General features: G+C 70.0%; 12 protein-coding genes. 5 read left to right on the forward strand and 7 right to left on the reverse strand.

Going from position 1 to position 19,656, the window contains the following annotated elements:
* Positions 1 to 44: 44 nt before the first annotated feature.
* Complete coding sequence (locus T333_RS03145; protein WP_354998254.1) at positions 45 to 821, forward strand: RDD family protein; 777 nt, start codon at positions 45 to 47, stop codon at positions 819 to 821.
* Between the two features lie 651 nt (positions 822 to 1,472).
* On the opposite strand, the gene T333_RS03150 is transcribed toward T333_RS03145, so the two are convergent.
* The 5 genes from T333_RS03150 to T333_RS03170 all read right to left on the reverse strand — a co-directional run bounded on the left by T333_RS03150 (position 1,473) and on the right by T333_RS03170 (position 6,305).
* Entirely contained in the window at positions 1,473 to 2,759 is a 1,287-nt protein-coding gene (locus T333_RS03150; protein WP_496423620.1) for a DUF58 domain-containing protein, read from the reverse strand.
* Positions 2,760 to 2,761: 2 nt separating this feature from the next.
* Positions 2,762 to 3,742 carry an AAA family ATPase gene (locus T333_RS03155; RefSeq protein WP_357245692.1) on the reverse strand — a complete coding sequence of 327 codons (981 nt, stop codon included), beginning with the start codon at positions 3,740 to 3,742 and terminating at the stop codon, positions 2,762 to 2,764.
* Positions 3,739 to 4,764 (reverse strand): DUF4129 domain-containing protein, encoded by a 1,026-nt coding sequence (locus T333_RS03160; protein ID WP_354998251.1) that lies wholly within the window; start codon positions 4,762 to 4,764, stop codon positions 3,739 to 3,741. Before T333_RS03160 ends, T333_RS03155 begins: the two co-directional genes overlap by 4 nt.
* Positions 4,761 to 5,612 carry a hypothetical protein gene (locus tag T333_RS03165; protein WP_496423621.1) on the reverse strand — a complete coding sequence of 284 codons (852 nt, stop codon included), beginning with the start codon at positions 5,610 to 5,612 and terminating at the stop codon, positions 4,761 to 4,763. The genes T333_RS03160 and T333_RS03165 overlap by 4 nt, the downstream gene beginning before the upstream one ends.
* Before the next feature lie 147 nt (positions 5,613 to 5,759).
* Positions 5,760 to 6,305: a TetR/AcrR family transcriptional regulator gene (locus tag T333_RS03170; RefSeq protein WP_354998249.1), complete on the reverse strand. Its 546-nt coding sequence runs from the start codon at positions 6,303 to 6,305 to the stop codon at positions 5,760 to 5,762.
* Between the two features lie 90 nt (positions 6,306 to 6,395).
* On the opposite strand from T333_RS03170, the gene T333_RS03175 reads away from it, so the two are divergent.
* Positions 6,396 to 7,943: an MFS transporter gene (locus T333_RS03175; RefSeq protein ID WP_496423622.1), complete on the forward strand. Its 1,548-nt coding sequence runs from the start codon at positions 6,396 to 6,398 to the stop codon at positions 7,941 to 7,943.
* 283 nt (positions 7,944 to 8,226) lie between these two features.
* Here T333_RS03175 and T333_RS03180 read toward each other — a convergent pair whose 3' ends face one another.
* On the reverse strand, positions 8,227 to 9,780 hold the full coding sequence (locus T333_RS03180; protein WP_496423623.1) for an adenylate/guanylate cyclase domain-containing protein: 1,554 nt from the start codon (positions 9,778 to 9,780) through the stop codon (positions 8,227 to 8,229).
* 133 nt (positions 9,781 to 9,913) lie between these two features.
* A complete protein-coding gene (locus T333_RS03185; RefSeq protein WP_496423624.1) occupies positions 9,914 to 11,716 on the reverse strand; it encodes a DUF4407 domain-containing protein in 1,803 nt (600 codons plus the stop codon).
* A gap of 250 nt (positions 11,717 to 11,966) precedes the next feature.
* Here T333_RS03185 and aroQ point away from each other — a divergent pair, with 250 nt between their 5' ends.
* The 3 genes from aroQ (at position 11,967) to T333_RS03200 (ending at position 19,436) form a co-directional block, all read left to right on the forward strand.
* Positions 11,967 to 12,542, forward strand: coding sequence for a gamma subclass chorismate mutase AroQ (gene aroQ / locus T333_RS03190; RefSeq protein ID WP_357245707.1), 576 nt, complete (start codon positions 11,967 to 11,969; stop codon positions 12,540 to 12,542).
* A gap of 785 nt (positions 12,543 to 13,327) precedes the next feature.
* Positions 13,328 to 17,974: a glutamate synthase large subunit gene (gltB, locus tag T333_RS03195; protein WP_354998244.1), complete on the forward strand. Its 4,647-nt coding sequence runs from the start codon at positions 13,328 to 13,330 to the stop codon at positions 17,972 to 17,974.
* On the forward strand, positions 17,967 to 19,436 hold the full coding sequence (locus T333_RS03200) for a glutamate synthase subunit beta (protein WP_354998243.1): 1,470 nt from the start codon (positions 17,967 to 17,969) through the stop codon (positions 19,434 to 19,436). Before gltB ends, T333_RS03200 begins: the two co-directional genes overlap by 8 nt.
* Positions 19,437 to 19,656 lie beyond the last annotated feature (220 nt).

The raw sequence follows: 19,656 nt of genomic DNA on the forward strand, positions 1-19,656 counted from the left end.
ATCGGTTGCCTCCCACTACCGCCGGTCGCAAGAATGCTATCGAGATGGCTGAGTTCACCACCGGCGAAGCGGTCGCCCTCGAGCTTCCGATCGCGCGGATACCGACACGCGCCACCGCGTTCCTCATCGACCTGGTGGCGCAACTGACCCTCGGCGTGCTGCTGATGGCGCTGGCGGGCCTCGTCGTCGTGCGCGCGGACGCCGACTCGGCATGGGTGGACGCGATCATGCTGGCGACGGTCGTCGTTGTGCTCGTCGGCTACCCGGTCGCGTGGGAGACGCTCAGCCGCGGCCGTTCGCTCGGCAAGCTGGCGCTCGGGCTGCGGGTCGTGCGCACCGACGGCGGACCCATCGATTTCCGGCACGCCATGACGCGCGGACTGGCGGGCGCCATCGTCGACTTCTGGATGCTCGGCGGTTTCGGCGCGATCGCGGTGATCACCTCGATGTGTTCGCCGAACGCCCGCCGCGTCGGTGACGTGCTCGCGGGCACCGTCGTCGTGCACGCCCAGCGCGGCCTGCCAGCCCCCGCACTGGCTTTCGCGCCGCCTTGGCTGGCGGGTTGGGCCGCTCGCCTCGACCTCTCCGGCATTCCGGAGGATCTGGCCCTCGCCATCCGCCAGTACCTGACCCGGCTGCGCACCCTGACCCCGGCCGCCGAGGCGAGTCTCGGCCACGCACTCGTCACCGCGCTCTGCGCTCAGCTGCGCGTCCCCCCACCCCAGGGCTACCCGCCGGTGCAGATCCTCGGCGCGATTGTCGCCGAACGCCAACGCCGCGCCCTCACTCCGCCCGCCCAGGGTCTCGTCCGCGTGGCGTAATCGCTCTCACGCGCCGCCCCGCCCCGTGCCTCGTCCGCATGGCGTAGTCGCTCTTATGCGCCGCTTGTGTCGGGCCTCTCGTTCGTGTCGCCAGTCGCTCTCACGCAGCCGCTCGCGCTGGCTCATTGTTCGCGTAGTCGCTTCACATTCGATCGCCACGCCGGGGTTCATCCGCGTCGCAGCCCTCGCGCAGGGGTGATGCCCCACACCCCTACCGCACGCCTCACATAGGCACCGCCTATGTGAGGCGTGCACAGGATGTGTGAGCTCGTTCGTGTCGCAGAGCGCCGCACGTTGCCGCTCGCGCCGGGCCTCGCTCGGGCGGCGTGGTCGCGCGTGATACAGCCGCTCGCGCCGGGTCTCGTTGGCGTCGCGTAGTTGCCCGCACGCAGTCGCTCGCCGGGCCTGGTGCACGTCGCATAGTCGCTTCACACGCAACTGCCCCGGCCGCGCCTCGTGCACGGCGCAGCCGTCGGGTGCGCAGCCGTTCGCGCTGAACCTCGTTGCGTCGCATGGCCGCTTCACACGTATCCGCCCGCACCGGGGCCGTCCGCGCCGCCCAGGCGTTCCCGACTCGGTCCTCGGCGGTCACGACGCCTCGCAGGCCTCGAACCCCTGCGGGGCGTGTATGCGATAGGCGGACTTCGAAACTCACAGGGAGCCGGACTGTTTGAGTTCGAGGTATTCGTCGGCCAGGGCCTCGGGGAGGCGGTCGGGAGGGGCGGAGACCACCGCGATGCCCTTGCGGCGCAAGGATTCCTGGACGAGGGCGCGTTCGGCGAGGACGGTTTCCGCGGCGGCCGCGGCGTAGACGTCGTCGCGGGTGGTGGCGGCCGCGGCGATGTCGGGGTCGATCACCGAGACGATGAGGACGCGGTGGCGGTGCGCGAGCACGGGCAGTACCGGGAGCAGGTTCTCCTCGACGGCGGCGCCGTCCAGGCTGGTGAACCAGACCACCAGACTGCGACGGCGGGCGCGTTCGATGGTGGCGCGCACCAGACCCGCGCTATCGGTGTCGACCAGCGCCGGGGTGACGCCCGCCAGCGCATGCATGAGCTGGAGTTGCAGGCGGTTGCCGCGCACGCCGCGTACCTCGGTGCGCACGGTGCGGTCGTAGGCGAGCAGGTCGACGCCGTCGCCCGCCGCCGCGGCCAATCCGCCGAGCAGCAGCGCGGCCTCGATGGCGGCGTCCAGACGGGTGCCCTCGCCGACCCGGCCCGCGCTGACCCGCCCGGTGTCCAGCAGCATCAGCACGTGCCGGTTGCGCTCCGGGCGCCAGGTGCGGACGAGCACGTCGGTGGCGCGGGCGGTGGCGCGCCAGTCGATGGACCGCACGTCGTCGCCCGCGACGTACTCGCGGAACGAATCGAATTCGCTGCCTTGGCCGCGGGTGTTGGCGACGTTGCGTCCCTCGAGGTGTTGCAGCCGCTTCACTTTGGAGCGCATCAGCCGCTCGCTGCGGAACGCGGGCAGCGCGCGCACCCGGGCGGGCACGGTGCGCCTGGTCTGCCTGCCCGCCATGCCGAGCGGACCGAGCAGCCGCAGCGTCACCGGACCGGCGACCCGGTCGCCCCGATACACCGGACGCAGCGAGGTGCGCAGCCGGACTTTGGTGTTGGGCGCGAGTTCCAGCGTGTGCCTGCGGTTCTCGGTGCGCGCGCTGCGCGGCCAGTCGTCCCAGAGCAGACCGCGCACGGTCCGCGCGCCGGTGTTCACGACGGTGAGTTCCACCTCGGCGGTGCGGCCTTGGCGCACGGTGGTCAATTCCGGCCTGGTCAAAGTCAGGTCGCCCGCCGCACCCGCCACGGCCAGGTCGACGAGTATCGCGACCGCGAGCACGACGCACGCCAGCGCGACCCCGTACCAGGACGGCAGCACGACCGCGACGAACAACCCGAGCGCCGCGGCGACGGCGACCAGACGACCGGTGACGACCACGGCTAGACCGGAACCGGGACCGAGCCGAGCAGCGCGGACATGACGCCTTCGGTGGTGACGCCGTCCAGCTCGGCCTCCGGCCGCAGGTGCAGCCGGTGCCGCAACACCGCCACCGCCACGAACTTCACGTCGTCGGGCGTGACGAAACCGCGCCCGTTCAGCCACGCGAACGCCCGCGAGGCCGCCATCAGCGCGGTCGCGCCGCGCGTCGAGGCGCCGTGCTGCACGGCGGGCGCGGTGCGGGTGGCCCGGCACAAGTCGACGGTGTAGGCCAGCACCTCGGGGCTGATCGTCACGTCGGCGATGGCGGCCCTCGCCGCGGTGATGTGCGCGGGCCCGGCCACCGGTCGCAATCCGGCCGCCGTGAGATCGCGCGGATCGAAACCGGCCGCGTGCCGTTGCAGCACGCGGAATTCGTCGTCGCGGCTGGGCAATTGGATGTCGACCTTGAAAAGGAACCGGTCCAGCTGCGCCTCCGGCAGCGGGTAGGTGCCCTCCTGCTCGATCGGGTTCTGGGTGGCGACCACGACGAACGGATCGGGCAGCTGCTGCGGTTTGCCGTCGACCGAGACCTGGCGCTCCTCCATCGATTCCAGCAGCGCCGACTGGGTCTTCGGCGGCGTCCGGTTGATCTCGTCGGCGAGCAGCAGGTTGGTGAACACCGGGCCGTGCCGGAAGGTGAACTCCGCCGAATGCGGGTCGTAGATCTGCGATCCCGTGACGTCGCCCGGCATCAGATCGGGCGTGAACTGCACCCGCGCGTACTCCAGATCGAGCGCGGTCGCCAGCGCGCGGACGAGCAGCGTCTTCGCCACGCCCGGCACGCCTTCGAGCAGCACGTGACCGCGGCACAGCAGCGCGAGCACGAGGTACATCACCGCGTTGTCGTTGCCGACGACCGCCTTGCCGATCTCGGCTCGCAGCGCGCCGAACGCCGCACCGGCCTGCTCGGCGGTGACGCCCTTCGTGATGTCCGTGGTCATCCGACCTCCGTTTCGATCCATTCCAGTTGTGCGGCGACGATGTGCAGCGCGTCCGCGTCCGGCACCGGCCCGAAGAACGCGTTTCCGACCAGTTGCGGGTCCGCGCCGCTGCGGGCCGCGATCGCGGCGACGAGCGGTTCGGGCGGCGCGTCGGCGCCGACCCCGAGCAGCGGCCGCAGCCTGCGCAGCGTGGCCGCGCGCAGCTTGGCGGCGACGTACTCGTAGTCGCGGGACTTGCGGTACAGCGCGGCCTGTCCGGCGAGCAGTTCGTTGGCGGCGACCTCCACCGGGCGCGGTTCACCGACCAGCGCCCCGCGCCGCCTGGCCCGCCACCACATCAGCAGCGCGAGGGCGATCAGGAACTGCAAGCCGCCGAAGGCCAGCGGCGCGGGCAGCCGGGAGAAGATCGAGTCCTCGCCGGCCCCGATGTCCGGGCGGTCGATGTCGTTGTCGGAGGGCGGCGGTTGCGGCGGCGGGATGTCCGGCGGCGGTTTCGGCGCGGTGGGCGCGCCGCAGGATTGCATGGCGGCGTAGAGCAGCAGCGCGAGCACGGCCACCACGGCCAGCGTCGCCCAGAACTTCGGATTCCGCAGCAGGCTCGGCAGCGGCGGCAGCTTTCTGCGGGTGCGCGGCCCGGCCTCGACGACCTCGCGCTCGACGGGCTCGGCGGCGGGCGGTGGGGCCGCGGCCGAGAAGCGGTCGGCGTATTCGAGCCTGCGGTACTCGTCCTCGGTGGCCGCGCGGCCGCCGTAGACGACCTCGTCGAAACTGCGTGCGGCGGGTTGGAGTTCGGTGGTGACCTCGAGCGGCAGCACAGCCGAGACGTCGTCGACGGTCTCGTCGGCCGTCCGGGAACGCCGAACTTCCAGCACGCCGTGCTGCTCCATGCCGCGCAGGACGGCGCGGAACCGTTCGCGCAGCGCGCGGTCGTAGTCGCGGCGCTGCGCCGCTTCCTCGGCGGCGGCGCGATGATCGGCGGCGGGGCCGAGACGCGGGGGCGGCGGTGTCTCGGGGTGCGTCACCGTGCGTCCTCGCGCCCGAACGACCCGGCGCCGTCGCGCCCGAACGACCCAGCGCCCTCGCGACCGGACGGTATCCGGATGTCCAGTCCCTCACGGCGACACCGCAGATCGATATAGGACACCACCCGGGTACTCGCCTCCACGATCTCGCCGAACGCGACGAGCAGCAGCGCCGCGGCGGTGAGCAGCACGATCACCGGCCAGCGGTGGGTGCCGGAGAAATCCGAGACGAACCAGGGGATCGCCAGCAGCGGAACAGCGAGCAGCGTGAACAGGCAGCGCTGAGTCAACCACAGCCCCGTCAGCGGCCATTCCGAGCCCGCGACAAGCAGTTTCGTGCGGCGGACCGCCTCGCCGTGCGAGCCGTGTTCGGCGAACAGCACCGGCGCGACGAGGAACCGCTTGGCGCGCAGGTAGCCGAGCCAGACCACCGCGAAAGGAAAGGTGATGATCAGAATGCCGCCGCCGACCAACACCGCGACGCCGATCAGCGAGAACAGCACCTGTCCGATCAACAGCGCGGGCGCGACGGCGCGCAGCCGGACCAGCGCGGCCCGCCACCCGATCCGCTCGCCCGCGATGCTCGCCAACCCGATGGGCACGGTCACGCCGCGCAGCAGCAGCCGCAGGAACCAGGCGCAGACGACGGTCGAGAGGATCGCCGCCCAGGCGGTGCCCGCGTCGGACCCGTCGGTCGCGTTCGAGACGCTTCCGGTGATCACCACGACGACGATCTCGGCCGCGACGAGTCCGGCCGCCGCCGTACCGGCCAGCGTGGCGATGTTGGCCTGGATGAGGGCGAACGGCAGGTCGAGCAGTTCGCGGAAGGTCAGCGGCCGGATCGGCACCGTCGTTCCAGGGGACCCTGGTACCGGATCGCTCCCCGCCCCGACGGCACCGGCCGGGTCAGCGGCTGGTAACACGCGGCCGAGTCTAATGCGCGCGACCGACCTGGGCCCGTTATCCGGTGCGCGGCAGGGCCGGAGGAGACAGTGTCACCGCTCCAGCAGGCGATCCAGCACGCGGCGGTACCGCTCCGGCTCGATCGGCGGAAAACCGAGCAGTGCGCGCAGATACACCCCGTCGCCGACGAGGCGGACGATGTCGGCGTGCACCGGGTCGTCGATCTCGGCGTCCAACCCGTCCGACCAGGAGGACATCAGCTCGGTCAGCGCGCGCTGCACCTCGTCGACCTCGGGTCCCGGGCTGGCGTCGATGGTGCGCATGGTCGCGAGCATCGAGCGGTAGAGCTCGAGTTCCACCGCGTCGGTGGCGCTGTCCGGATTCGGCGTCTGGAGATACCACTCCGCCACCGAGGTGCCCTTGGCTCGCGCGTCGGCGACCTGCTGTGTGGCGCGTTCACCGAGGCGGCGGACCAGACCGGCGAGCAACGCGTCCTTGCTCTTGAAGTGATAGAGCAGCCCGCCCTTGGAGACGCCCGCCGTAGCGGCGACGTTCTCCAGCGTCACCTGGGACATGCCTTTGTCCAGCAGCAATGTCTCGAGTGCGTCCAGGATCCGGTCGCGGGTGTTTGCCGTCACGGTTTTCGACTATACCGGCCGGACGGTAATGTCCTGTACTGTACCGTCTGGACGGTAAAAAGAATTCGACGACGGAAGTCGAGAGAGTCGATGAACGCCCCAACCACGACCGCGGCCACCTCTGCCGCTTCGCCAACCAGGACCGCCCCGCCGCGCGCCACCGCGCGCGAGTGGTCGGGCCTCGCCGTACTCGCGCTCGCCCTGCTGCTGCTAGCGGTCGACGCCACGGTTCTCGACCTAGCGGTCCCCGCCATCAGCGCCGATCTCGCGCCGACCACGCCGCAGCTGCTGTGGATCATCGACGTGTACTCCTTCGTGCTCGCCGGTCTGCTCGTCGTGATGGGCAACCTCGGCGACCGCGTCGGGCGGCGCAGGCTGCTGCTCATCGGCGCGGCCGGTTTCGGCATCGCGTCCGTGGTCGCCGCGTGGGCGGTCTCGCCCGAAATGCTCATCGCCGCCCGCGTGCTGCAGGGCGTCGCGGGCGCGACACTGATGCCCGCCACGCTCGGCCTGATCCGGACGATGTTCCTCGATCCGCGCCAGCGCACCGTCGCGATCGCGGTGTGGAGCGCGATGGCGGGCGGTGGCGCCGCGGCGGGTCCGCTGATCGGCGGCTGGCTGCTCGAGCACTACTGGTGGGGCTCGGTGTTCCTGGTGAACCTGCCGGTCATGCTGGTGCTGTTGGCCCTCGGCCCGGTGCTCGTCCCGGAATCGCGCGACCCGAACCCAGGCCGGTTCGACCTGCCGAGCGCGGCGCTGTCCATGCTGGCCCTGGTGCCGATCGTGTACGCGGTGAAGGAAGCCGCGGCGCACGGTCCGAGCGCCACGCTCGTCCTCGTCGGCGCGGTCGGCGTGCTCGCGGGTGTGCTGTTCGTGCGCAGGCAGCGCAGGCTGGCGCACCCGATGCTGGACCTGAAGTTGTTCGCACTGCCCAGGTTCCGCACCGCGGTGGTGACCAACCTGTTGGCGGTGTTCGCACTGGCCGGTGTGCTGTTCTTCGGTTCGCAGTATCTGCAGCTGGTGCTCGGCAAGTCGCCGTTGCAGGCCGGGCTGCTGTTGCTGCCGGGTCTGGCGGCCAGCGTGGTCGCCTCGCTGGCGGCGGCCTGGCTGGTGCGGTGCTGGCGAGCGGGCGCGGTGCTGGCGGGCGCACTGGTGACAGCGGCGTCCGGTGCGGTGCTGTTCCTCTGGCTCAGCCCCGACGTCGCGACGAGCACGATGCCGTTCGTTCTCGGTTTCCTCGGCGTCGGCGCGGGTGTCGGTGCGGCGCTGACGGTTTCGTCGGACCTGGTGGTCGGCTCCGCGCCGGTGGAGCGGGCCGGTGCGGCCGCGGCGGTCTCCGAGACCGCCTACGAGACGGGCATCGCCCTCGGCGTCGCGCTGCTGGGCAGCGTGGTCATGGCGATCTTCCGCAACGGCCTCGACCTGTCCCGAGCGCCCGGCGAAACCGCGGGCGCGGCGACCGAATCCCTCGGCGCCGCCACCGAATTCGCTCGCCAGCTGCCGGACGCCACGGCGGAGACGTTCCTGCTCTCGGTGCACGAGGCCTTCGTCTCCGGCATCCACCTGGCCGCGATGGGCACCGCCGCGGTGCTGCTGATCGCCGCCTTCGTGGCGTTCCGGCTGCGCGCGACGCAGTAGTGAATCGGCGAGGACTCGCACTCCGCAAGGGGTGCGAGTCTTCGCGCTCATGTGAACACTGCGGCGAGGGCACGACAGGTTCGGGAGCGACGGCGACGCAAGCCGAATCGCGGCCGTGCAGCCGACCCTCCCAAAGCCCAGCGGTCGGCCCCTCGATGATCAGCGCTGCTGCCCGCTTCGGTTCAGCGGTGGCGCCAGCGTTGTCGGCGCGCGGCGGCGCAAGCTGATCGCCTTGCCGGGTTGCTGGGTTCGGCTTCCGCGGAATCCGTCGCGGCGGGAGGGCCTAGCGGGGCCGCGCGAGGGTCGTCTGCGCGACGCGGCCGCGCAGGGTGACCGACTCGCCGAGTGCCCAATGTTCGGCTTCCGCGGAATCCGCGGCCGCGACGGTCGACGCGGACGCGAGCAGCAAGCCCGAATCCTGTTTGGCGAGTTCGCAAAGCCGCGCCGCCTCGTTGACCGCGTCGCCGATGACGGTGAACTCGTAGCGCTGGTGGGCGCCGACGTTGCCCGCGACCACGCGTCCCGCCGCCACGCCGAGACCGGCGGTCAATTCGGGGATCTCGCCGAGGCGCGCGCGGATGGCGCGGGCGCAGGCCAAGGCGGCGCCCGCCGCGTCGGGCAGCGGGCTCGGCGTTCCGAAGACAGCGAGCGCCGCGTCGCCCTCGAACTTGTTGAGCAGCCCGCCGCAGCGCTCGACCTCGTCCACCACGATGCCGAAGAAGCGGTTCAGCAGCGCGACGGTCTCGGTGGGCGGGCGGGTCGCGGTCATCGTCGTCGAGCCGATGATGTCGATGAACAGCGCGGCCGCGTCGGTCTCCACCCCGCCGAGCGCGGGCTCGGCCGCCAGCGCGGCGTCCGCGACGTCCTGGCCGACGTGCCTGCCGAACAGGTCGCGGATCTGTTCGCGCTCCCGCAGCCCGTGCACCATGTGGTTGAAACCGCTTTGCAGCTCGCCCAGTTCGGTGCCGTCGTACACCGCGAGCCAGACGTCCAGATCGCCCTTCTCCACCTGACGCATCGCCTGCCGCACGCCCTGGATCGGCGCGACCGTGGCGGCCAGCGTCTGGGTCGTCAGCAGCAGGCCGAACAGGAGCGTGGCCCCGCCGAGGGCGAGCACGCAGACGGCGAGCCGCTCGACGCTCACATCCGAGCGGGCCAGCGCGAGCACCGCTATCACCATCAGGCCGCCCACCGGCACGCCGGAACCGAGGATCCAGGCCAGCAGCGAACGGCCGAAGACGCCGATGCCGCGCCGGCGGTGGGCGGGCGCGGCCTCCAGCACTCGCGTGGTCACCGGCCGCAGCGCGAACTCGATGATCAGATAGCTGTTCGCGCACACCACGATCGCGCTGAAACCGACGGCGAACGCGATCTTCGCGATCAGCTCCGGATCCGCCAATCCGTACAGCGTCGTCAGGACGACGAGCCCGCCGAACCACAGCGCGGCCTGCTGCACCACCAGCTTGCGCGGCACCGCCGCCGCCGCGGACTGTTCGGCCTCGGTGGGGACGTGGTCGGGATCGGTCGCCCAGCGCAGCGCGCCGAGTCCGCGCGTGGTGCCCCACCACACGCCGAACACCGTCGCCAGCCCGGCGTACACGGGCGCGGCGAGCACATCCAGCAGCAGCAGGTCGCGAGTGAACACCGAGGGGCCCGGCAGCACGAACCCGCCGAGCGCGAGCGAGACGACCATGCCGGTGAAGTTGGCCAGCAGCAGCGGCACCGTCAGCAGCAGTTGGATACGGATGCGACGCACACCCGAGGACTCCTGGGTCGACCCGAGCAGTCGCGAGCCCCATGGCGCGGGCGTCTTGGCCGTCACATCACGCACCGACATGCGTGCAGACTAGATCGCCGCGCGCGAAGCCATGTGCGGACGTCACCACGGTTGGACGTAGCCCAATGGCGGCGGCGCCACGATGAGGCTTCCGCACGAACGGCACGCTGCCGCCACCGCGTGTTCCGCTCGGTCAGCGACCGGGCGGAAGTTCCCGCTGACCCCGCGGGCCAGGCAGTTCCCGCTGCTCGCGGGCGGCCAGTTCGTCACGGTGTTCGACGGGCGGCAGGCCGTACGTCTGCTGCCCGTAGCCCAGCGCGGAATACCGCGGGTCGTGCGGCGACGCATAGTGCGGCGGGGGGTAGTGGGCGTCGACCACGGACGACGCGATGCGGTGCGCGTGCCATGCCTCGGGCGACCCGGGCGGCAGCTGGTAGCCGACCGGCGGGGCGACCGCCTGCGGGGCCTGCGCGTGCGAGTCCTGCGAGTCCACCGTCACCTTCCTGGTGCGGCGCAGCGTGAAGGTGATCTCCTCCACCTCTTCGAAGGCCTGCCGCGCCGTGCGCAGCGGGTGGGTCGCGGTGTCGATCGCGTTGGCGACGAAGGAGGGCACCAGCGGGCGGATCCAGCGCGCCGCGGTGTCGGTGAACGGCACCGTCCCGATGATCGGCAGCTCCAGGCCGCCGCCAGCCTTGGGCTCTGCGGGCCGCGCAGCAGGAGCCGATGCCAGTGCGCCCGCGTTCGCGGTGGGCGCCAGCGCGCCCGCGCCGACGGTCGCGGGCAGGTTCGGTGTCACGATCCCGTCCTGAGACACGGAGCTGTCCTTTCGATCGGCAGCCGGTGCGGCTGGCAGGGCGTGTGGCGTCGGCTTTTCCAGGCCGCGCGGTTCGGTGATGCCGATCTCCAGCCCGCCGATGGCCGCGATGACGCGGGTGCGCTGGCGCTCTCTGTCGATGGCGGTGTCGGCCTCCACGGCGAGCCGGGCGGCGGTGAGCTGCTGTTCGGCGCGCAGGTTCTCGGCCTCCGCGCGCACCTCGGCGCGCTTGATGGCGATCGCCGCCTCGGCCTCGCGTTCGGCGCGATCCACCACGGCGCGCGCGGCGGCGTGCCGGTCGAACGAGGTCTCGCCGCGCCACCAGCGCAGCAACAGCGGGAGCAGGGCGAGCAGTACGAAGGCGAGCAGCGTCGCGAGACGCAGCAGCAGCGCGCCGCCCGACGCCGCGGTGTGGTCGTTCATGGCGACCCAGCGCGCGCCGAGGCCGCGATCGCCGTCCGTGAAGGCGGCGGTTCGGACTGCGGCCGTTGCGCTTTCGGCCTCGGCGAGGCGCTGATCCAGCTGCGCGGCGCGATCACGGGCGGCGGCGTGCCGGTCGCGGGCGTCCTGGAGCATCTCGTTGGCGGTCTGCGATTCGGGGCCGCGGCCGGGGACGCCGGTGATCCGGGTCTGCGGGCACTCCGGCGTCGGATTGAACTCGCACCGCGCGATCACCAGCATGCGGTCGATATCGGCCTGAGCGGCGGCGATGGTCTGGTCGAGCGCGGTCCGGTCGGCGCGCGCACGGTCCAGCCCGGCGCGGGCGGCGGCCACCGCGGGGGCGGATTCGACGGCCGCGTGTGACTTCTCGTCGAGCACCCTGTCCACCGAGCCGTCGAACAGCGCCGTTCCCGCGAGTTCGGCGAGCAGCACGCCGAAGACCACGGCCACCGCGACGCGTCCGGTCAGCCCGAGCCGGTCCGGCATCCGCCCCGGGCGGGCGGTGGCGAGTGCGCGGCCGACGGTGCCCGCGAGCAGCGCGACGATCAGCGCGAGCGGCACGATGGCCAACAGCGGCCAGCCGCCGGTCGCCGCCAGCGCCAACGTCGTCACGACCCCCGCTACCAGGGCGAACAGGGCGACGGAAGCTCCGGTGACGGCGTAGCTCGCGCGTTCGTGGCGTTCGGTGAGTTCACCGGTCTGACCTCCGCCGAGCCAGGTGAACAAGCCGGTGACGGTCATGGGGATCTCACATCCTCTACGTCCCAGTCGTTTGGCAGCTTGGCGAAACTGTCACAGATTCGTTGTCCCAGCGTGACAGGCAAGGGCCCGACACACCGAGTACGGCCCGGCGGATGTGTCGAGGCTCACAGCGAAGGGGGTTCGGGCGTGCCGTTTTCCGCGCCGAGCAGTGTGCGCGGAGTCGGCGCGGAGGCCGTGGCTTCGCCTTAACCTGGCAGGGTGAGTCGTTGTCGGGCGAACGGGTGGGAGCATGCGCGCACTTGCGGTGGCACTGCTGTCCGCGGCGCTGCTCGTGTGGGCCGCGGGTAGCGCGAAGCCGGTTCCCGGCGAGCCGGTGCCCGGGTCGCTCGAACCGCTCGTCGCGCTGATCGCGCAGCGCATCGACACCGCCGACGCCGTTGCCGCGGCCAAATGGGCGCACGCCGCGCGCGATGGCTCCGTCCCGACGATCGACGACCCGGAGCGCGAGGCGGCGGTATACGACGCGATGGCGCGCCTCGGCGCCGCGTACGGGCTGTCCGAAAAGTGGGTCAGGAGGGTGTTTTTCGGCCAGATCGAGGCCAGTAAGACCGTGCAATACGGCCTGATCGCGCGCTGGCGGTTCGACCCAGCCGCCGCACCGGCCGCGCCACCGGACCTGACAGGCGTGCGCCCGACCATCGATCGGCTCAACAAGGCGATCATCGATCAGCTGGCCGAGCACCGGGCCGAACTCGCCGCGCCGGACTGCATGGAACGGTTGGCGCCCGGCGTTTTCGCGCACTTCACGACCGCCGATCCGCTGCACCGGCTGGCCTTGATTCGGGCCGCCTCGGCGCTGTGTTGAAGTGCGCTGGTGCGGTTGTTGATGAGCGCTGGCGCGGGGGTCGTTGAAGTGCGCTGGCGCGGGTGTTGATGTGCGCTGAACGCGCTGTGTCGAAAATTACTGATCTTGTTTGCTGAAAATGTGCTGAAAGCCACAAAGGGCAAAAGAATCCGGACGGTCGGATACCGTCCGAGGCTTGTCACACCCCTGTCGTAAATATCTCATCAAGGCCGTTGACGAGTTAGCCGTGGCACAAGGGGTTTGCCGTCGTCCGGCCGGGGGAAATCATCTTCGATGCAGGTGAGCGCCTGTTCTCGGGGTCGAAGTGCCTCGTCGGACGCTCTGTCGGTGGCCCATCGCCGCCGCCCGGCACCGAGTGCCGGGGGATCGATCCAGGTCCATCCGCTGCTTTACACTGGACGACGCGCACACGTGGAGGACCGAAATGAAGAAGCCCAGCTAGACCAGGTTATTAGTGCTACCTAAGTTGGTTGGGCCCCGGACCTGACTTATCGTTTGCTCTTACGCCGAACACGAAAAGTTCGGCACCATCGCCCGCTCGGGCTCACCAAGTAGGTGCCCAGAGTAGCGGGCGAGCACCCGCACGGAGGTAAGGAACACGTAAGCGTTCCGTTACCGACTAGCACCCACTACGTATCCATCGCGGGTGGACAACTGGAGACGTGACTGCACGCCGGAAGACCATCAGCGCGGCTGGATTCCGGAACGTACGGGCGCAGTCTTGACGGAGGCGTTCGACGAAAGGCCGTTTTTTCTTCGAAGGCCACTTTCTTGAAGGCAGAGGCATGACGCAACTTCCTGGCCACAGGTCACCTGGACCCATCGGTCTCTACGACCCGGCGAACGAACACGACGCCTGCGGTGTCGCATTCGTCGTCGACATGCACGGCCGCCGCAGCCGCGACATCGTCGACAAGGCTATTACGGCACTCTTGAATCTGGAGCACCGTGGTGCCGCCGGCGCCGAGCCGAACTCCGGCGACGGCGCGGGTGTCCTGATCCAGATCCCGGACCGTTTCTTCCGCGCGATCGTGGACTTCGAGCTGCCCGCCGAAGGTGCCTACGCGTCCGGCATCGCCTTCCTCCCGCAGGCCCGCCGCGAAGCCGCGCGCGCCGCCTACGGCGTGGAGAAGATCGTCAAGGAAGAGGGCCTCGAGGTTCTCGGCTGGCGCGAGGTGCCGATCGACGAGTCGTCGCTCGGCGCGCTGTCGCGCGACGCCATGCCGACCTTCCGCCAGATCTTCATCGCCTCGCCGAAGGGCGCCGCCGAGCAGCTGTCCGGCATGGACCTGGAGCGTCGCGCCTACGTCATCCGCAAGCGCGTCGAGCACGAGCTCGGCTCGCAGGGTGCGGGCGAGGGCGCCGTCGGCAAGGAGTCGGTGTACTTCCCGAGCCTGTCCGGCCAGACCTTCGTCTACAAGGGCATGTTCACCACGCCCCAGCTGCGTGCCTTCTACCTGGACCTGCAGGACGACCGGGTGGAGTCCGCGCTCGGCATCGTGCACTCCCGGTTCTCCACCAACACCTTCCCCTCGTGGCCGCTCGCGCACCCGTTCCGCCGGGTGGCGCACAACGGTGAGATCAACACCGTCACCGGCAACGAGAACTGGATGCGCGCCCGCGAGGCGCTGCTGAACAGCGACGTCTTCGGTACCGACTCCGCGGGCAAGAACCGTCTGGAGAAGATCTTCCCCGTCTGTACCCCGGGTGCGAGCGACACGGCCCGCTTCGACGAGGTGCTGGAACTGCTGCACCTCGGCGGTCGCAGCCTGCCCCACGCCGTGCTGATGATGATTCCCGAGGCCTGGGAACGCAACGAGAACATGGACCCGCAGCGGCGGGCGTTCTACGAGTACCACTCGATGCTGATGGAGCCGTGGGACGGCCCGGCGTCGGTGTGCTTCTCCGACGGCACCGTGATCGGCGCCGTGCTCGACCGCAACGGCCTGCGGCCGAGCCGTATCTGGGTCACCGAAGACGGCCTCGTCGTGATGGCCTCCGAGGTCGGCGTGCTCGACATCGACCAGTCCAAGGTCGTCAAGAAGGCGCGTCTGCAGCCGGGCCGCATGTTCCTGGTCGACACCTCCAAGGGCCGGATCATCTCCGACGACGAGATCAAGACCGAGCTCGCCGCCGAGCACCCCTACCAGCAGTGGCTGGACGAGGGCGTGACACGGCTCGCCGATCTGCCCGATCGTCCGCACGTGCACATGTCGCACGACCGCGTGCTGATCCGCCAGCAGATCTTCGGATACACCACCGAAGAGCTGAACCTGCTGATCTCGCCGATGGCCAAGACCGGCCTCGAGGCGCTCGGCTCGATGGGCACCGACACCCCGATCGCGGTGCTGTCGGCGCGCCCGCGTCTGCTGTTCGACTACTTCTCGCAGCTGTTCGCGCAGGTGACCAACCCGCCGCTGGACGCGATCCGCGAAGAGGTCGTCACCAGCCTCAAGCGCAACATCGGCCCCGAGGCCGATCTGATGCACCCCGGCCCCGAGTCGTGCAAGCAGATCGCCATCGAACAGCCGATCCTGGACAACGACGAGCTGGCCAAGCTCGTGCACATCAACGACGACGGCTCGCGTCCCGAGCTGCGCTCGGTGGTCGTGCGCGGCCTGTACCCGGTGAAGAAGGGTGGCAAGGGCCTGCGCAAGGCGCTCGAGGCCATCAACACCCAGGTCTCGGCGGCCATCGACGGCGGTGCGCGGATCATCGTGCTCTCCGACCGCGAGTCCAACGAGAAGCTGGCGCCGATCCCGTCGCTGCTGCTGACCTCCTCGGTGCACCACCACTTGGTGCGCGAGCGCACCCGCACCAAGGTCGGCCTGATCGTGGAGGCCGGTGACGCCCGCGAGGTGCACCACATGGCCATGCTGGTCGGCTTCGGCGCGGCCGCGATCAACCCGTACATGGCCTTCGAGACCATCGAGGACATGCTGGAGCGCGGCGCGCTCGACCTCGGTACCGGCAGCCTGGAGACCGACTTCCGCAAGGCCGTCGCCAACTTCAACAAGGCGGCGGGCAAGGGCGTGCTGAAGGTGATGTCCAAGATGGGCATCTCCACCCTGGCCTCCTACAACGGCGCGCAGCTGTTCCAGGTGATCGGTCTGTCGCAGGAACTGGTGGACGAGTACTTCACCGGCCTGCGCTCGCACCTGGGCGGCATCGGCCTGGACGAGATCGCCGACGAGGTCGCGGCCCGGCACCGGGTGGCGTTCCTGGAGAACCGCAACGAGCGCGCGCACCGCGAGCTCGAGGTGGGTGGCGAGTACCAGTGGCGCCGCGAGGGCGAGTACCACCTGTTCAACCCGGACACCGTGTTCAAGCTGCAGCACGCGACCCGCTCGGGCCAGTACTCGATCTTCAAGGAGTACACCAAGCTGGTCGACGACCAGTCCGAGCGCCTCGCCTCGCTGCGCGGCCTGTTCAAGTTCAAGTCCGGTGAGCGCGCGCCGATCTCGATCGACGAGGTCGAGCCCGCCTCGGAGATCGTGAAGCGGTTCTCCACCGGCGCGATGAGCTACGGCTCGATCTCGGCCGAGGCGCACGAGACCCTCGCGATCGCGATGAACCGGCTCGGCGGCCGCTCGAACTCCGGTGAGGGCGGCGAGCACCCGGCCCGCTTCGAGGTCGAGGAGAACGGCGACTGGCGTCGTTCGGCGATCAAGCAGGTGGCCTCGGGTCGCTTCGGTGTGACCGCGCACTACCTGACCAACTGCACCGACATCCAGATCAAGATGGCCCAGGGCGCCAAGCCGGGCGAGGGCGGCCAGCTGCCCGCGCACAAGGTGTACCCGTGGGTCGCCGAGGTGCGGCACTCGACGCCGGGCGTCGGCCTGATCTCGCCGCCGCCGCACCACGACATCTACTCGATCGAGGACCTGGCGCAGCTGATCCACGACCTGAAGAACGCGAACCCGCAGGCGCGGATTCACGTGAAACTCGTCGCGGAGCCCGGCGTCGGCACCGTCGCCGCGGGTGTGTCGAAGGCGCACGCGGACGTCGTGCTGATCTCCGGCCACGACGGCGGCACCGGCGCGTCCCCGCTGACCTCGCTCAAGCACGCGGGCGGTCCCTGGGAGCTCGGCCTCGCCGAGACCCAGCAGACGCTGCTGCTCAACGGTCTGCGCGACCGCATCGTCGTCCAGGTCGACGGTCAGATGAAGACCGGCCGCGACGTCGTGATCGCCGCGCTGCTCGGCGCGGAGGAGTACGGCTTCGCGACCGCGCCGCTGGTGGTCTCGGGCTGCATCATGATGCGCGTCTGCCACCTCGACACCTGCCCCGTCGGCGTGGCCACGCAGAACCCCGTGCTGCGCGAACGCTTCACCGGCAAGCCGGAATTCGTCGAGAACTTCTTCCTGTTCATCGCCGAAGAGGTCCGTGAACTGCTGGCCTCCCTGGGCTTCCGCACGCTGGACGAGGCCATCGGCCGGGTCGACCTGCTCGACACCTCCAAGGCCAAGCAGCACTGGAAGGCCAGCAAGCTGGACCTGTCGCCGATCCTGGACGACGTCGAGACGGCGTTCATGTACCAGGACCGCCGCTGCACCAAGTCGCAGGACCACGGCCTGGACAAGGCGCTGGACCAGCAGCTGATCACGCAGAGCCGGGACGCGCTGGAGCGCGGCAAGCCGGTGAAGTTCGAGACCAAGATCACGAACGTGAACCGCACGGTCGGCACCATGCTCGGCCACGAGGTGACCAAGCTGTACGGCGGCACCGGTCTGCCCGACGACACCATCGACATCACGTTCACCGGTTCCGCGGGCAACAGCTTCGGCGCCTTCGTTCCGGCGGGCATCACGCTGCGCGTGCAGGGTGACGCGAACGACTATGTCGGCAAGGGTCTTTCGGGCGGTCACATCGTCGTGCGCCCGTCGCAGAACGCGCCCGCCGATTTCGTCGCGGACCAGAACATCATCGCGGGCAACGTGATCCTGTTCGGCGCGACCAGCGGCAAGGCGTTCATCAACGGCGTGGTCGGCGAGCGGTTCGCCGTGCGCAACTCGGGCGCCACCGCGGTGGTCGAGGGCGTGGGCGATCACGGTTGCGAGTACATGACCGGCGGCCGGGTGGTCATCCTCGGTGAGACCGGGCGCAACTTCGGCGCCGGTATGTCCGGCGGTGTGGCGTTCGTCTACGACCCGGAGGGCACGTTCGCCGCGCGGGTCAACCCCGAACAGAGCGACGCGATCGAGCAGCTCGCCGGTGACGACTTCACCTGGCTGCACGACATCGTCGCCGAGCACCGTGACCAGACGGGTTCGGCTGTCGCCGATCGCATCCTGAGCGATTGGTCGCAGCAGGTGAACCACTTCGTCAAGGTCATGCCGCGCGAATACAAGAAGGTTTTGCTCGCCATCTCCGAAGCTGAGAAGAGCGGCAAGGACGTGGACGAGGCGATCATGGAGGCCGCACGTGGCTGACCCACAAGGATTTCTGAAGCACACCTCGCGGGAACTGCCCAAGCGGCGTCCGGTTCCACTGCGCCTGATGGACTGGAAAGAGGTCTACGAGGACAAGTTCTCGCACGACACTCTGCAGACCCAGGCCAGCCGGTGCATGGACTGCGGTATCCCGTTCTGTCACAACGGCTGTCCGCTCGGGAATCTGATTCCCGAGTGGAACGACCTGGTGTACAAGGGCCAGTGGCGGGAGGGTATCGACCGCCTGCACGCGACCAACAACTTCCCGGAGTTCACCGGTCGGCTCTGCCCGGCGCCGTGTGAGGCGTCCTGTGTCCTCGGCATCAACCAGGACCCGGTGACGATCAAGCAGGTCGAGGTCGAGCTCATCGAGAACGCCTTCGACGAGGGCTGGGTGACCCCGGTCTACCCGACCCGCATCACCGGCAAGAAGGTCGCCGTCGTCGGTTCGGGCCCGGCCGGTCTGGCCGCCGCCCAGCAGCTGACCCGCGCCGGTCACACCGTGACCGTGTTCGAGCGCGCCGATCGCATCGGCGGCCTGCTGCGCTACGGCATCCCGGAATTCAAGATGGAGAAGCGCTTCATCGACCGTCGTCTCGCGCAGATGGAGGCCGAGGGCACCATCTTCAAGACCGGCGTGAACGTGGGCGTCGACATCACCGCCGAGCAGCTGCGCGAGCAGTTCGACGCGGTCGTGCTGGCCGGTGGCGCCACCCTGGCCCGCGACCTGCCGATCCCGGGTCGTGAGCTGGACGGCATCCACCAGGCGATGGAGTTCCTGCCCTGGGCCAACCGGGTGCAGCTCGGCGACGACGTCACCGACGCCGACGGCCTGCCGCCGATCCACGCCAAGGGCAAGAAGGTCGTCATCATCGGTGGCGGCGACACCGGCGCGGACTGCCTCGGCACCTCGCACCGCCAGGGCGCGGCGTCGGTGCACCAGTTCGAGATCATGCCGCGTCCGCCGGAGGAGCGCGCCGCGTCCACCCCGTGGCCGACCTACCCGCTGATGTACCGGGTCTCCTCGGCGCACGAGGAGGGCGGCGAGCGGGTGTTCTCCGTGAACACCGAGCGTTTCGTCGGCGCGGACGGCAAGGTGACCGGCCTGGAGGCGCACGAGGTCAAGATGGTCAACGGCCGCTTCGAGAAGGTCGACGGCACCGACTTCACCCTCGAGGCGGACCTGGTGCTGCTGGCCATGGGCTTCGTCGGACCCGAGAAGCCGGGCCTGCTCAGCGATCTCGGTGTCGGCTACGACCAGCGCGGCAACGTCCAGCGCGACAAGAACTGGGCCACCAACATTCCCGGCGTCTTCGTCGCCGGTGACATGGGCCGTGGTCAGTCGCTGATCGTCTGGGCCATCGCCGAAGGCCGTGCCGCGGCCGCCGCGGTCGACCAGTTCCTCGAGGGCGAGACGGCGCTGCCCGCGCCGGTGACGCCGACGATGGTCGCCCAGCGCTGATCTAGTCGCACAACGCGAACACGAGGCGCCCGTGGACAGCTCGTCCACGGGCGCCTTCGCGCGTTTGCTCGCTGAAATCGGACATCAGCGGGCCCCGAATGGCATCTGGGGCGCGCGGGCCCTATTGTGATCTTCGGCGTGCGGCGGGGCCTGCGAGATCCGGGAGTCGTCGGCACGTCACGTCGGCGGGTAACTCGAGTTGACCCTCCGTTCACTGGAA

It is taken from the genome of Nocardia sp. CNS-044, from assembly GCF_059570515.1.